The sequence below is a fragment of the Bremerella volcania genome (genome assembly GCF_007748115.1).
In the GTDB taxonomy this organism is placed as follows: domain Bacteria; phylum Planctomycetota; class Planctomycetia; order Pirellulales; family Pirellulaceae; genus Bremerella; species Bremerella volcania.
In genome coordinates this window covers 98,882-113,636 of the sequence record NZ_CP036289.1, presented here as the reverse complement: position 1 = coordinate 113,636, position 14,755 = coordinate 98,882, and the positions used below count along the sequence as shown (strand labels likewise).

The window sequence follows — 14,755 nt, the reverse complement described above, 5'->3', positions numbered from 1 at the left end:
GGCACCTTGATATGCGACACAAGACGACGCCCAAGACGGGCATCTTCTATTGCCTGGTACTTTTGGTAGCAGTGTTTACCGTTCAGCTCTGGGCACAAGATTCGGGGACCCCGAATCCCAGTCCGCCCGATACGTTAACGCTCGACAGCAACGACAGTGCCACCACAGCCCCGCGAGCCGATTACGAAGAAAAGACCCTCCTCGACACGCTGATGGACGGTGGGACGGTCGGCGTGCTGATTGGCCTATTATCGATGGTCGCGATCGGCTTCATCGTCGAACACTTCCTGACCATTCGCAAAAGCGTATTGATGCCGGAAGGGGTCGCCTACGAACTGGAAGAGATGATCGCCCAAGGACGCGTCGACGAAGCGCTCGAAGTTTGCAAGAACCCCGAACACCAATCACTGCTGACCTACGTGGTGCAGGCAGGTCTCGAACGATTCCGCGGAGCCGAGTTTGGTTTTGCGGAATACAAAGCGGCCGTCGAAGAAGCGGGCGAGGATCAAACGGCCAAGCTTTACCGCAAGACCGAAGTGCTCGGTCTGATCGGTTCGATCGCGCCGATGCTCGGGCTCACCGGTACGGTGCTTGGTATGATCAAGGCCTTCAATACGATCGCCTCGAGCGGTGGTGCTCCGAAGCCGGAAGACCTGGCCGGATCGATCGGTCAGGCCCTGGTCACCACGCTGTTGGGTCTGGTCGTCGCCATTCCGGCGATGGTGGCCTACAGCTACTTCGGCAACCGCATTGATTCCTTGGTCGCGGAAGTCGGCAAACGCGTCGAACAGATTCTGACTCCGCTGGGTCGTCGTCGTTAATCACTTGGGGAGAATGACATGAAGCTCTCCAAGAAGCGAGTGCGACACACCAAGGGGATGGACATCACGCCGATGATCGACATCGTATTCTTGCTGTTGATCTTCTTCATCACGGTGAGCCAGGTCTCGGAAACGAACCGCGAGAAGCTGGAACTTCCCGAGTTGAAGGGTGCCCAGGATCAAAAGAAGACCTCCCTGGTGGTCAACATTAACAAGGCCGGCGAGATCATCGTCGCTGGCAACCAGTTGCAGTTAGCCGATGTGGCGTTTCTGGTCGGCAAGGAACTCGAGACCAACGGGGGAGACCCCGGCCTGGTTACCGTCGTGGTTCGTATCGATCAGAAAGCAACCTGTCAGGTCCCCAACGCTTTGGTCAAACAGCTGGCCAGCCAAGGGATCTCGAAAGTTCGCCTCGCCGTACAGGTACCCAACTAAGCCATGAAACTATCCAGCCATAAACGTGCCCATAACCGCCAGATCACGCTGGAGATGACCAGCATGATCGACGTCGTGTTCCTGCTGCTGATCTTCTTTATCGTCACCGCCAGCTTCACGAAGACCGAACGTGACCTGGACGCCGTGACCAAGGTGAACGAGAAGTCGAGCAGCGCCGCCGAGACCGACCTCGAGCCCGCCGTCGTGCTGCTGGCCGACGTGGGTGGGAGTTGGGTCTACCAGGTCGGATCGAACAACATCAGCACCTTCGCCGAACTGCAGGAGGTGCTCGACAAGTTTCCCAACAAAGCGGATGGGGCCTTCGTCCGCGCCCCCGACGCCGCACCGTACGGCATGGCGGCCTCGGCGATTCAAGCCTGTAAGAACGCTGACTTCCCCGGCGTCTCTTACGTTCCGTTAACCCCGTAACAGAAACTCACCTCCTTCGTGCTTACCGCGCTTACATGGCGAATCGCATTGATACCTCTTGGCTGCGTCCTGGCCGCTGCGATGTGCGTCATGCCGCTGCGCACGGCCAGCGCCCAGAATGCGGTCGTCAATGACACGCGATCTCCGCAGCAGATGATCGAGGAGTACCGCCGCGTCGATAGCTATCTCAGCAAGTTGAAGCTGCCGGATCAGCGGCTGCTGTTGATCGAACGTTACCTGAAACATGCCCTGCCGGCCAACGAACGAGAAGAACTGCTCGATCAAGGCTCGCAGTTGTACGCCACCCAGCTGATGCTTTACGCGGATGACCCCGCTCGGTCGAAGCATTATCAGCAAAAGGTCCAGCAGTTTCTGGCCGACCACCCCAGTGCCGACACGCCGGCCATTCAAGTGATGCTGCTGCAGGCCGACTACAACCGCGGCGAAGCGGCCGTCACGCGGTGGCTGAACGACCCTTCCGATAAAGAATCCCTTGCCGAGGCACGCAGCGACTTTCAGCGGATCGCTCCGAAGCTGGTCGAGTATCACAAGTCGATTCAAAAACGCATCGAAGAGCAATGGGACGTCATCGACCGCATGCCCTCGGGCAGTGGAAGAGAATCGCGCGAGAAGGTCGTGCGCGAGCTGGAAGGGGTCGTCGGTCGAGCCGCGTTCTTTGGTGCCTGGTCGAACTATTATCTTTCGCTGGTCGAAGACACGCGCGGGCCGTCGAATTACTCGAAGATCGCCATCGAACTCTTTCGCGGACTGCTGGACTTGAAGGTCGATCCCAAGTCGACCACGCCATGGCATGAAGCGGCCGATCCGAATCGGATGGGACTCGAACAGGAATGGCGGGCCCGAGCACTGATCGGTCTCGCGATGTCGGAGATCCTGGACAACAACGTGCTCGACGGGCAACGATGTTTCGCGCTATTGGAAGCAGGCCCCACGAGTGCCGAGATCGCCGATCAATCCGACTATTGGTACTGCCGCGGTCTGATCAATGCCGGCAAGCTCGACGAGGCGGCCAACTTCGCCAAGATGACCATTCAAGACTTCCAAGGCAATTCGTCCCCCGGCAAGACGAGCCTGTGCGTGCTGCTGGCCGACACGGGACTGCGGGAAGGAGCCAACGCACCTAAGATCCGCGACATGGGAATCCAGGGCCTCATTGGCCTGGCCAAGCTGGGGCATCACTCGGCGGCGATTCAACTGGTCGAGAAGTACGGCATCGATTTGGAGAACTCGCAGGGGTTCTACATGATGTGGCTCGTGGGCCAGCAGCAGTTCGCCGAGGCCGAGAAGTCGAAGTCCGCGGACGATTATCGCGAGGCACAAACCCAGCTTCGCGATGCGCTTGCCGCCCCTGAGGCGAAGAAGGACCTGCTTTCGGCAAGCGAATGCCGTTACACGCTCGCCTGGTGCAGCTATCGCCTGGAAGAGCACGCCGAGGCAGGCCTGAACTTCCAAGACGCCGTTTCAGGTCTCAAGGGTCCCAATCCCGGCAAGGCGGCCGAAGCCGCTTGGATGGCGTTTGTGTCGTACCAGGCCCTGGCCAAAGAGGAACCCCGCTATGGCCTGCGCGCCATCGAAGTGCTGGAAGACCTGAAGCGTGATTTCCCCAATCATCAGTACGCTCAGAAGGCCGACTACTTCATCGCCAAGCTGCAGCAGTCGCGCGGCTCGATGACCTCCTCGATCCGGCAGCTGCAAAGTATCTCGCCGGACGATCCGAACTATTGGTCGGCCAAGTTCGACTTGTGCAATCTGCTGCGGCAGCAGATCGATCAGGCCTCGTCCGAAGACGAAAAGAAAGAACTGGCCGGACAACTCAAAAAGGTCGCCGACGATCTTCAAACGCGGTTGAACCATGACTCCGCCCCGGAAGACCGCGTCTCCGGCGTCGTCCGCTGCTTGCTGAATGTTTCCGATCTGGCTCGCAAAGATATCCTGCCATCTGGCGAATTCGCCAAGTACGTGGGGGCTTCAAAAACGCTCGTGAGTTCCCTTCCGCCAGATGATCGGGCCTGGGTCGATTACCACTACCAGGCCCTCATGCTGGCTCGCACTCAAAAGAACGAGGGCGAGGTCGCCACGCATGCCGACTGGCTCTTGAAGAACGCCAAGGGGACCCCCTACGAGCAATCGGCGCTGATCATCCGGGCCCTCGAAATCGATCAGCAGGTAGCAGCCACGACGGCTCCTGACAGGCAGCTTCTGGAAGAAGGCTTCGACATATATAGCCGCCTGGTGAAGCACCTCGGTACCACCTCCGGGGCGGTCAAACAGAGCAAGAATGCCAAAGTGGCCTGTTCCAAAGCCGCCGACTTCGCCGAGCAGCTTCATCGCTGGTCCGACGCGGCGACGTACCTGCGCGTGCTCGTCGAAGCCTATCCCAAGGAGCAAGAGTACCTGCAGCGGCTGGGAAGAGTTGAGTTCACGCTGCAGAACTATCCCGGGGCCCTCGGGCACTGGCGGACCTTGCTCGTGGGGCTCGACAAGGGGGAAGAAGCCTGGTTCGAGGCCAAGTATTACCAGTTGGCTTGCCTGCAGCAAACCGACCGGGATCAAGCCAAAACGGTCCTGGAGCAGTTCCAATTACTGCACCCAGATTGGGGTTTGCCCCCGTGGCGCGATAAAATAAAGACACTCGCCCAGCAGATCTCCGGATCTGGCGGGTCGTAACCTGTTAGTAGCTCCCCCCCAATACGTCCAGTGGAATGCCTCAAGGACCGCCGCCACACTCCGCCGATACGAACCAACCGCAGCGAGTCAACGAATTCGTTCGCGAAGCGGAGGCTTTTCTTGCTTCGCGCGGAGGTGGGCACGATCCGACCGTCTTGCCGGCGCTGGCCTACCAGTTCGGTCTCTCGCGGGAAGAATACCAGCAGGCGATGCATATCCTGTATACGGCCCCAGTTTCCCCTGTAGCGGCTCAGCCTCCACCACCAATTCCCCCCCAGACGGAACCTGCCCAACCAGAGGCCCCTCCACCAGTAACGCTTCCGTCGGAGATTCTCGGCGATGAAGCCCAAGAACCGACGGACGACGAGCCCCTGATCCAGTCGGAAGCGGTCGCCGAGGACGACCAGGACTACCCCGGCGTGCGTCCTCAGGACCTCTACTCTTTTACTCGGCAGGCACGGCTCATCCTCGCGGATGCTCGGGGATGGTCGGAACAGGCACTGGCCAGAATCAATTTCCTGGCCGATCAATTCCTGATTCCGCACGACGTCCGAGGCAACCTGTACCGGCGATTGGAAGACACGAACTTCAATCCCCAGCCTCCTTCGGACGGTGAACCAACTGCCGATCCCATGCAGGTATTCGAGGCCCAGTTGGCACCCGATGCCGACGAGGGTCCTACGAAGGAAGAGCTGGAAGCGGCCAAACGCGAGAAGGCCGAGAAAAAGAAACGGCAATCCCCCAGCAAGCTCTACAAGATTTATCTCCGCAAGGCGATGGAGGCCCTGCCGGTCAAACGCGTGAATGAGCGGCGCGAAACGAAGCTCATCCTGGAAGGGACCACCAAGCTTGGCTTGGGCGAAGCATTGGCCCGCGACCTGCTTCTGGAAGTCGCCAAAGAAAGGGGCTATGTCGTTGCCTCGGAAGAAGAGAGGCCGGAAGAGCGCGACCAGAAACAAGCCAAAGCCGAACTGATCACCACGTTTCAGCAGCGGGCCGCCACCATCATTGCCGGGCAAGGCGGAGTCAATTCACTGACCCGCATCATGATTGCCCAGGTAGCCACCGACCTGGGGCTTTCCGACCAGGATCGCGATACCGCACTCGCTTCGATTCAAAAGCAAAGCGAGAAAAACCAGTCCGATACGCGGCAACAACAACGGGCAGACTCGTTCCGACAGTTCGCGCGCGAACGCCTCGACAACATGAGCCACGGCATCGTCATCGCTACCCTGGCCCAGCAGCTTGTCCAGATCGGCGTCGACATGCACGGCATCCACGAAGACCTTGCGTGGAGTACGCTACGCGAGGTGCTGCAGGAAGAAGACCTGCGCCTGGTGACCGTGCAGCAGGCCGAGTCGCATATCAAGTCGCTGGTCGATGAACTGATGCGGGAAGAGGGCTTCCTCTCGATCCAGAGCCGCCAGCGTCTGATGGCCGAAGGCGAGCAATGGGGACTCGATCACGCCCACTGCCAGCAGATGATCGAAGACCGCGTCGTGGAATACACCCGCCGCCAAAACCGCGGACAGCGTCAAGTCGCGATGATCTTCGGAGCGTTCTTTGCCCTGCTCATTTTCGGCGGCGGTTATATCATCTACCTCGGTTCGATTCCGCCGAAGGGTTCCCCCACGGCACGTCATTCTCCAGGGAAAACCTCGACCGATCTCGGCAACCCCGACCTGGATACCCCCACCGAAGACGCCCAGCCGGAAGTACTCACCTGGCAGCGCCAGCCTTGGTGGGGTGAATCCCTTTCGCTCAATCTTTTGAAGGTCTATCAGGACGAGACCTCGCTACAGCCGCGCCTAACCGCGATCTGTACGGATGACTCCAGCCGGCGGGCCAGTGCCTATCGCGCGCTGTTGCCCCAGTTGGTCGCGAAGTCGGTGGCTGAGGAAGGGGAAACGCGCGATGCCATTCGGGCTTCCGTTTCAGGGCTCGTTCACGATGAACCGAGCAGTGAGGCGGTCGAAGTCATTGCCCAGACGTTGACCGAAGGGATTTCGCTGAAGGATGCTCCGATTTCGGCAGCGACGCCGCTGTCGCAAATGTTGGAGAAAGCCTTCCTCAGCGTCCAAGCGGCCCAGCAGCCTGGCTTGCCGGAAGATCGTCGGGAGCTGTTTCTGAGCGAGTTGGAGCAGCAGTTGGGCATCACCTACTCAGGCTCGGCCGACCCGGTCGAACTCACCATGAGCGAGATGATCCGCGAGCAGTACCGCAAGATTCGCGATCTATCCGCCAACGACCCGAATGCGGCAGCGCGGCTTCATGCCGACCTTTCCAAGATGGCCCAAAGCTATCTGCCGGTCGACCAGGTTCTGGCCAAAGACAGCTTGTTGATTGCCGATATCGCCGGACGAATGACGGAGAACTGGTCCACCTATCAGCCTGTCGTGCAGCGGGTAATCAGCTCGGAGAAGACCGATCGTTTGCTGCCGATTTTGGATGCCTTCGAACAAGGCCTGAAAAACTCAGCCATCCAACAAGAACTCTCCCGCATGCTGTCGCGGCGAATCGGCCGAGGATTGGACGCCGACGATCCGGTGCAGTCGGCGGCGATCGTGCGGACCGAGTTGGGCCTCGATGCGGTCGTCGTGCGCGACGGAGAAATGTACCGTATGTTCACGCGACGCTCCGCCTCCTTCGATTGGCAACCCCCTGCCGATATCGCCGCGGATGAACTTGCCAAAGAGGTCACCGAACTCAGCTTTCTGTCGGTGCTGGGACATGCGGCCAGCCAGGGCGACATGGGGCAGCGCATTTTTGAAGAGACACTCAAGAAGGGTCCCCCCACCTACGATGCGGCTTCCGCTGCCGGGACCAGCGTCACTCCTTCCTCGACGAAGTCGCTGGCAGCGTTGTCCAAGATTGAATCGCTCGTCGAGCGACTGCATCGGGCCAGTAACCCCCTAGGCCGAATTGATATCTACCGCGAACTATGCTCGCTGGCAGGGGACGTCGAGGACGTCGACTACACGACCGCGGCCCAGCTGGCGGAGTATCTGCTGGCTCCCAAGCCCCGCGCGGAGCAAAGCCAGATTCAAAGCGGAATTCGCGCGTTCTCGCACTGGACCAACATCAAGCTGGCCGTTGCCGATCAAGTGCATACGGCTCGCCGTGCCGCGGATGACATGGCCGAAATCGTCAGCGGTTTGCTGGGCGAAACGATCGTCGTCAACAACGTGCGAACGGCGCGTGACGAACTGCAGGAGCGCCTGCTGCGAAGCGGGCTCGAAGGTCTCGGGAGCCAGCCTGCCCAGTCGGGAGAGCTTTCGCCGCAGATGGCCAACGACATCGCCACCTTCCTGGCCGATCACTATCGTCAACATGCACGGCTGAGCGGGATTTCGCTCGATCAACTGGGCAGTTCCGATCTGCCCGATGCGATCGTCGCACGCTTGATCGAACTCGAACGGGCCCAGCTCGAGCAGATGACCCTCACCGACGCCGAGGCAGCCAAGCTCCAGGATATCACTCGCCGCGAGATTGCCCTCAATTACTTGAGCAATTCGCCCATCGCCTCGATGGTCGCCAAGCAGCGGGTCTGGCTGCGGCTGATGACCCTCCGCCATAGCAAAGAGCGCCCGCAATTTCAGGGGCAGCTGGGGCAGATCCTCGACAAGCTGGAACAACAAGATGCCGCCGCCACAAGCTTGATTGAACAGCTCCGCAGCGGCGAGCTGGCCTTCGTCAAAGTCTGGGAACTGACGGGAGGCTCGGCATGACCGTGTTCCAAGTAAGTATAAGATCGTGTTTGTTGGTGTTGGCTTGCCTGCTATTTACCTGCGATGCCCTGGGAGCGGTCGTCTATATCAAAGGACAAAAGGAACCGATCGCAGGCTTCGTCGAGTCGGCCGACGACATGAGCATCCACCTTCGCATTCGAACGCCCGATGGAGATGAGTTGACTCGCGAGATCCTTCGCGGCGAGATCGATTTGCTTTTGCAGCCGGTGAGCCCCAGCCGCTTGAGTCAGCTCTCGCCAGACAATCCCAAGGCCTATCGCGAATATGCGGAAGAGCTGGTCGAAAAGACGACCGATCCCGAAGCGGTGGAAACCGCCAAGCGGTTGTTCATGATTGCCGCCCATCTCGACCCGAAAGCCCAAGGGCGAAGCGCGCTTCTGGGGATGACCCCCCTGATGAACGACGCTCAGGGGGTGAAACAGTTGCGCGCGATGGCGTACCTGATTGATCCTTCGCATGATGCCTCGCTATTGGAAGGCCAGCAGCAAGCCGTCGCCACGGGGGCAGCACTCGACGAGTCGTTGCGTCAGGAGGTCATCAAGGTGTTGCAGATGCTACGCCACGGCGAGCGCGCCGATGCCCGGCAGCAACTGCAGCGTGACGAGATCCGCAGTGCGATGCGGCAAGGAACCAGCAAAATCACGCCGGACGAATGCCTGGCACTAGTACAAGGCCTGTGCCCCGGCTGCGAACAAGGGAAGATACCGGCGTACATGCTGCAGAAACTGGTCGCTGCGGAACTGGAACTGAGCACCAGTCAGGCAACCGACGAAGTGAAACCCCAGTGGGGATTCTTCCTCGACAGCAGCTTTCAGAAGCCGCTGCCCGTGTTATCTCTTGCCAAGGCCATCGGCTTCGATCCTCGGCAATGCGTTTACCGTGACGGCAAGTGGGTGGAACCCACGAAAAAGTAGTCGTCGCAAGCTACGGCGCGATGAATTCGTCGCTGAAACGACGGACGAATGAGGGATCGATTTCCGAACCTTCGTCTTCACCGAAGTAGTAGACGTTCGAGTCGGAAATGTGACGATCGGCCACATGAGCGAACAGGTAGGCGGCCGCCGCGGCGCGAATGTCGTCGACCATGTCTTCCCACTTGGTTTCGCCCCGCTTTTCCTCGTGGACCTTCATCAAGTGAATGCCGAACTTGGTCTGAATCGGCCCGACGAGTTCCCCGATCGGACGAGCAAACGCGGCTTCATGAATGCGCGGATCCAAAGGACCGTGGTGCTCGATCCAGCCCATGTTCCCGCCATCGGCGGCACTGGGGGCCTGGGAATGCTTCTTGACAGCATCCTCAAACGAGATTTCCCCTTGTTGGATACGATCCCGCAGGAAGACGGCTTCGCGGAAAGCGACGTCCCAATCGAATCCCTCGGGGTCCTCGGGATTGCCAAAGTAGACCTGCGAGACGCGCCGGGTCGTGCCGTCGAATCGTTCGTAGTTCCGCTCGTAGTAGCGTCGTAGATTGGCCTCGGTCAGATAGCTTTCCAAGTATCGCGACCAAACGATTTTCCAGGCCAGGTTGCGCCGCAGCATGGCCTGATCGACCTTGCCCGAGGCGAGAAACTCTTCCAGAGACTGTCCCCGAGCCGCCAGCGACTGTTTGACCTCGGAAACGGCCAGGTCGATCTCTTGTTCCGAAGCGCGGAATTCGGTCGTCTGCAGATAGGAAAGGATCACCTGGCGACGTACCAGCTGCGACATGACCGTCGAGCGGTAGACTTGCAGGGACGTTTCCGGCAAATCGTCGAACACATTCAAGCGTTGCAGATAACGTTCAATCTCGACGTCGTAAATCGGAACGTCATTCACGCTGGCGACGACCATCGCTCCGGTCGAAGGATGAATGAGCGTCTCTTCTGGCAAGTAGGGACCCAGCGAGGATTCGAGATCGCCTGACATGCTCCACTGGTTCGCGGCCTCTGGCAGGACGATCAAACAGATCATCACCAGAATGAACGTCGGAGATCCGATCCAGGGTTTTGACGCCATGGCTTGCTTTCAATTCTTTCGGATTCCACTACCGCGGTTGGTACGCCCGCCAGCTCGGCTTTCCCGGAAACTACGGCAATGGAATATCGGTCAGCTCAAAGGATACCGGCAGCGAAATAATCGACGCCGGTGATCGATACACGAATTGGAAATCGCCTACTTCTCGTTCCAAAACAAACTTGTAAGACATCCCCACGGTATCGACGTCGCGGTAGGTTTCTTCAAACCCGGCGATATCGATACGTTCCCCGTCGGGACCCTGCAAATATGCTTCGTTGTTGTAGACCCAGCCGCGATGCGATTCGAGCGCGCCTTGCTCGTTCAAAAGTCGCAGCAGGATGCTTGCCTCCCAGATGTCGCCGTTGCGCCGGAACGCTTCCAGCACGACCTCGATCGTCCCCCGCGTGTCCTTCACGTTCCGCGCCGATTCCAGCTTGTCGAACTGGAAGGTCTCGATCCGGCCAGGCATCAGGGCCACCATGTCTCCCTTGAGCGTGGCGATCTTCTGCGAATCTCGCTCGACGCCGCCCAGGGGAAGCTGAATATCGACCGCCGAAACGCCTTGCAGCACTTCCGTATCGAGGGAACCCATCTGATCGCCGGAGGTCAGGCTCTTGCCTTGCTCGTCTTCAATCTTCAGTTGATCCAGCGGTAACTTGATGACAATCGGCTCGACGCGAGGTTCCCAGGCAACCTGTAAATTCAAGAAGGTCCCACGCTGCGAGCGATTCGAGAGATTCATGAACGACTCGACCCGCGTTGGCTCGAAGCGAAAGATCTCGCTGGTTCGTACCAACGGGTTTTGCTCGCCTTCCGGTGATTGCCGCGCGACGAAGGCTAAGACGTTCGGCTGGCCGGCGTAGTGGTAGGCCTCGAGATTGGTTTTGGCGAACAGTTCTTCGACCGCTTCCCAGAACGGAACGTCTTTCCAGTCGACGCTGACCTTGGTCGAGTCCGCACGCTGACCAAAGTTCTGGCGATAGTCGACCAGCTTGTTTTCGGTCTGCTCCTGGATCGCCGCCAGGATCTCGGTCAGAGGTTTATCCTTGACGGTAAGCGTGACATGCGATGCCTTGGCGGCGCTGTCGGCCCGGGCCTTTTCCAGAATGGTTCGAATCCGCTGCAGCCGGGCCTTCGTCTCCGCGGATGTGTTGGGCTTGACCTCAGGAAGATACTCGATCGCTTGATGGCCTAACTCGATAATCTCTCGCTCGGCGCGCTGACGATCTTCAAGCGTGTCAGAATCTAAACGACGTGCCCAAGCTTTGACTTGGTCCGACAGACTAGGCTCTGCATCTTGAGAATAGAGGGGTACCGCGAGCGCAAGCACGAGGCCCACCCACATGATGGTTCGAAGCGCGTCCATGAATAGGGTTAGGGATTTCTTCCCGAAAAGGTCACTTTGAGATGAGGTGAGCAATCATTTTAGGGATTGTGGCGACAACTTTCCAGCATAATCTTCGAAAGTTTCCCCCTCATTTGTAGGGGTTTTGTGTAGCGCATAACCTACGCTTGTAAGGTATTTACAATTCCCCTGATCATGAACACCGGGATTGGATATGAAGTTCTTACGACTCTCCTTACCGATCGTAACGTTGATTTGGCTCGCACATGGGCAGCTTTTCACGGCTGACGCCATCGCCCAGCAGACCTATCCGGTCATGATCCAGCTCGACTTGAAGGACGAAACGATCGAGGCCACGCCGGTGCTGGCCACCGAGCAGCGGGTCATCATGCTCGGCCGGGATGGGCGGATGTGGGACTTTGCACCCCAGAGTGCTTCCAATTTCACCCAGCTATCAACCTCGTTTCGCCCCTTGCCCCAGCATGAAATGCGGGGCCAGCTGCTGGCTGAGTTCGGCAATGGATACGACGTCACGGGAACCGGCAACTACCTGGTCGTACATCCCGCCGGCCAGAAAGATGAATGGGCCAGCCAGTTTGAGAAGCTCTTCCGTTCGTTCCATCAATACTTCGCGGCCCGCGGCATCCAGTTGCAGCGAAGCGAATTCCCCCTGGTCGCCGTCGTGTTTCCTGACTTTCGTTCCTATCAGAAGTACGCCACCCAGGACGGCATGCGGGTTTCGCCGGGGCTGGTCGGTTATTACTCGTCGCGAACCAATCGTGTGGCGCTTTACGACGTGACCCATGGCCATCACGATAACCCGATGTGGGCCGAGAACATGGCCACGATCATACACGAGGCAACCCACCAAACGGCCTTCAACACCGGCGTCCACAGCCGCTACGCCCAGCAGCCGAAGTGGCTGGTTGAAGGACTGGCCACCATGTTCGAAGCACCCGGAGTGTGGGACTCGCGCAATCATGGGAGCTTCCGCGATCGCGTGAACAAGACGCGCATGCTCGAGTTCCTGGAGTACGCCAGAACGCATCGCTCCGCCAATTCGCTGGCCCAGTTCATTGCCACCGACGACGCCTACTACAAGCGGCCAGCTACCGCCTACGGAGAAGGCTGGGCACTTGTCTTCTACTTGATCGAAACGCGTCCCCGCGAGTTCGCCGCCTACGTCCGCACCGTCGCGGCCCGCTCGGCCGAAGAAGGCTATACGGCCCAACAGCGCCTGCGCGACTTCCAGGATGCGTTCGGAAGTGACTTCGCCCAAATGGAAGCCTACTTCCTGCGTTACATCAGCGACCTGCCCAACAAGATGTAGGTCTTCTACGAAAGCGACAACTGGCAACACGTACTCGGGTAGTAGTCACTACCCAGGCGGGCCTCGATGACGATCAGCGGCATGTAGATCAAGCAGCACATCAGGTGCGAATTCACCCTACCCTCGGTCGTCGGCTCGACGAAGTAGTAGAACTCGGAGTCGTATTGGACGGCCTGCTGAATCCCCTGACGCGAAAGGGCGACGTACGAGCCGACGTAAAGGATGAGCAAGATCACGACGCAAATGCTGGGGAAGTGACTACGGGGCATGGGGTGGCTCCTGTGTCTCTTGTTCGTCGCAATTGACCTCGAAGATCATTCGCTCGCCGGAATTGATGGCATCCTGGTAGATCAGGACCGTGATCCACACGATGGCTAGATTCGTCCAGTAAAAGTAGAGACGATCCGAGAAATCGAACAGCCTGATCCGTAAGGACTCACAGGCCACGTAGTCCACGAAAGGAATGACAACCGTCAGAAGCGCGGCAACACATCGCACAACCTGTCGCGGTAGGCCGGGCTGTGCCATGAGACTCATGCCAACGGCGGCAGTACCCAATCCCAACAGGCTGGCGTGAAGCAAGATGTAATAAATGAACTTCCACCGCCATGACTGGATCGCATCAAAATCACCTACCTCTCGGAGGACAAAGAATGCGACACCCAACGAAGCCGTTCCAATAATCAGTTCCCAGAAACGAAACTGAACTCGCAAGAACGTCCACTTTGGATTCTGCCCGAGAGCAATAACTCCTAAGCCAGCAAACAACGTCGTGAAACCAATCGTCGCAAAGATCGCCGAGAAGTACCCACCATCCACTACTGGCATCGGGATGATACATCCCGCCACGATGTAGAGCCCAACCACGACCAATAACAAACGGAGCCAGATCTTCCCCTCTCCCAAAGCCAGCCAGAAGCCCACCATGGCGAACTGCGACCAGAGCCAAAACGGATAATATCCAATCGCAAATGACGCGAGAATCACGTGGTAAAACAGCATAGATCCCAAGGTGATCGGGATGACCCGAACTTCCACTGGAGACTCGCGCAGCTGTTCTTCTTTCATTTTCATCACTGAGTCCGATCGTTCATGTCAGCGACCGCATTCTATGGGTGAAACGAATTCTTGGCGCGGATTCGGTCAGAAGGAGTGGACTTATTCCGTCTTCGACTCCTCTGCTTCCTTCTCCAACTCCTCCTGCTCGCGTTGCGCTTGCAGCTGCTTGTCGACGGCCCGATGGTGATCCCAGTTGCCTCGCGAGCCCGCCCGGCGTTCGTCGAGGTTCATCAGCACGTCGCGTTGTCCGTATAGAATGACCGTATCGCCCGCTTGCAGTTTGGTGTGACCTCGGGGGATGCCGATGTAGTCGGCTCCGGGACGTTCGATCCCCAGGACCAGCACGCCTTCTTCCGAAAGCCGCAGGCCGGCCAGGTCGCGTTCCACCAGCCAGTCGGTTTCCTCGACGACCATCTCGATCACCATGAACCCGTGACCCAGGTGCAACAAACTTTGATAGTCGGCCACTTCCAGATCGGTCCAGCGGCGCAGGGCCCATTCGACCAGGTTATTCAAGCGATGATCGACCCACTGGCTGCGGCTAAAGAACCAGAGAATCATCAGCCCGAGCCCCAGGATGCCGAAATTCATCCAGACGTTCACCGGGTTCTCGTCGCGGGTATTAATGAACGACAGCATCAGCGAACTCATTGCGGTCACGATCCCGGCGTTCCCCAGCAGCATCAGCATCATGATGATCTTGCGACGGACCGGATGCTGCGTCACCTTGTCTGATTCCGAGGTGGTGAAGCCTGCCCCGGTGAACGCGGATCGAGCTTGAAACTGAGCCAACTGCTGCGAAATGCCGGTCAGCACCAAGGCCATGGTCGCAATGCGAACGACCATGAGCGACATGAAAATGACCATGAAAAGAGAGATGATCGGTATTAACGACGCCATAGGA

Annotated in this window: 12 protein-coding genes; 7 read left to right on the top strand and 5 right to left on the bottom strand. The window is 58.5% G+C overall.

Annotation, left to right across the window (positions count from 1 at the left end; genetic code table 11):
* The first annotated feature begins 11 nt into the window (after positions 1–11).
* From Pan97_RS00515 to Pan97_RS00490, 6 genes are read left to right on the top strand one after another with little or no spacing between them, the layout of a single operon-like run.
* A complete protein-coding gene (locus Pan97_RS00515; RefSeq protein WP_144969726.1) occupies positions 12–821 on the top strand; it encodes a MotA/TolQ/ExbB proton channel family protein in 810 nt (269 codons plus the stop codon).
* Between the two features lie 18 nt (positions 822–839).
* Entirely contained in the window at positions 840–1,256 is a 417-nt protein-coding gene (locus Pan97_RS00510; RefSeq protein ID WP_144969724.1) for an ExbD/TolR family protein, read from the top strand.
* Between the two features lie 3 nt (positions 1,257–1,259).
* Positions 1,260–1,685 (top strand): ExbD/TolR family protein, encoded by a 426-nt coding sequence (locus Pan97_RS00505; RefSeq protein ID WP_144969722.1) that lies wholly within the window; start codon positions 1,260–1,262, stop codon positions 1,683–1,685.
* An 18-nt stretch (positions 1,686–1,703) separates the two neighbouring features.
* Positions 1,704–4,373 (top strand): hypothetical protein, encoded by a 2,670-nt coding sequence (locus Pan97_RS00500; RefSeq protein WP_144969720.1) that lies wholly within the window; start codon positions 1,704–1,706, stop codon positions 4,371–4,373.
* A 35-nt stretch (positions 4,374–4,408) separates the two neighbouring features.
* Positions 4,409–8,101 carry a hypothetical protein gene (locus tag Pan97_RS00495; RefSeq protein WP_144969717.1) on the top strand — a complete coding sequence of 1,231 codons (3,693 nt, stop codon included), beginning with the start codon at positions 4,409–4,411 and terminating at the stop codon, positions 8,099–8,101.
* A complete protein-coding gene (locus tag Pan97_RS00490) occupies positions 8,098–9,036 on the top strand; it encodes a hypothetical protein (protein WP_144969715.1) in 939 nt (312 codons plus the stop codon). The genes Pan97_RS00495 and Pan97_RS00490 overlap by 4 nt, the downstream gene beginning before the upstream one ends.
* A 10-nt stretch (positions 9,037–9,046) precedes the next feature.
* On the opposite strand, the gene Pan97_RS00485 is transcribed toward Pan97_RS00490, so the two are convergent.
* Both Pan97_RS00485 and Pan97_RS00480 read right to left on the bottom strand, forming a co-directional pair.
* Complete coding sequence (locus Pan97_RS00485) at positions 9,047–10,117, bottom strand: peptidylprolyl isomerase (RefSeq protein ID WP_144969713.1); 1,071 nt, start codon at positions 10,115–10,117, stop codon at positions 9,047–9,049.
* A gap of 70 nt (positions 10,118–10,187) precedes the next feature.
* A complete protein-coding gene (locus Pan97_RS00480; RefSeq protein WP_144969711.1) occupies positions 10,188–11,483 on the bottom strand; it encodes a hypothetical protein in 1,296 nt (431 codons plus the stop codon).
* Between the two features lie 193 nt (positions 11,484–11,676).
* On the opposite strand from Pan97_RS00480, the gene Pan97_RS00475 reads away from it, so the two are divergent.
* On the top strand, positions 11,677–12,792 hold the full coding sequence (locus Pan97_RS00475; protein ID WP_144969709.1) for a DUF1570 domain-containing protein: 1,116 nt from the start codon (positions 11,677–11,679) through the stop codon (positions 12,790–12,792).
* A gap of 5 nt (positions 12,793–12,797) precedes the next feature.
* Here Pan97_RS00475 and Pan97_RS00470 read toward each other — a convergent pair whose 3' ends face one another.
* From Pan97_RS00470 to Pan97_RS00460, 3 genes are all read right to left on the bottom strand, one after another.
* Entirely contained in the window at positions 12,798–13,061 is a 264-nt protein-coding gene (locus tag Pan97_RS00470; RefSeq protein ID WP_144969707.1) for a hypothetical protein, read from the bottom strand.
* Positions 13,051–13,866: a hypothetical protein gene (locus Pan97_RS00465; protein WP_144969705.1), complete on the bottom strand. Its 816-nt coding sequence runs from the start codon at positions 13,864–13,866 to the stop codon at positions 13,051–13,053. Before Pan97_RS00465 ends, Pan97_RS00470 begins: the two co-directional genes overlap by 11 nt.
* Before the next feature lie 84 nt (positions 13,867–13,950).
* Positions 13,951–14,751 carry a TrkA C-terminal domain-containing protein gene (locus tag Pan97_RS00460; RefSeq protein ID WP_144969703.1) on the bottom strand — a complete coding sequence of 267 codons (801 nt, stop codon included), beginning with the start codon at positions 14,749–14,751 and terminating at the stop codon, positions 13,951–13,953.
* Positions 14,752–14,755: the final 4 nt, after the last annotated feature.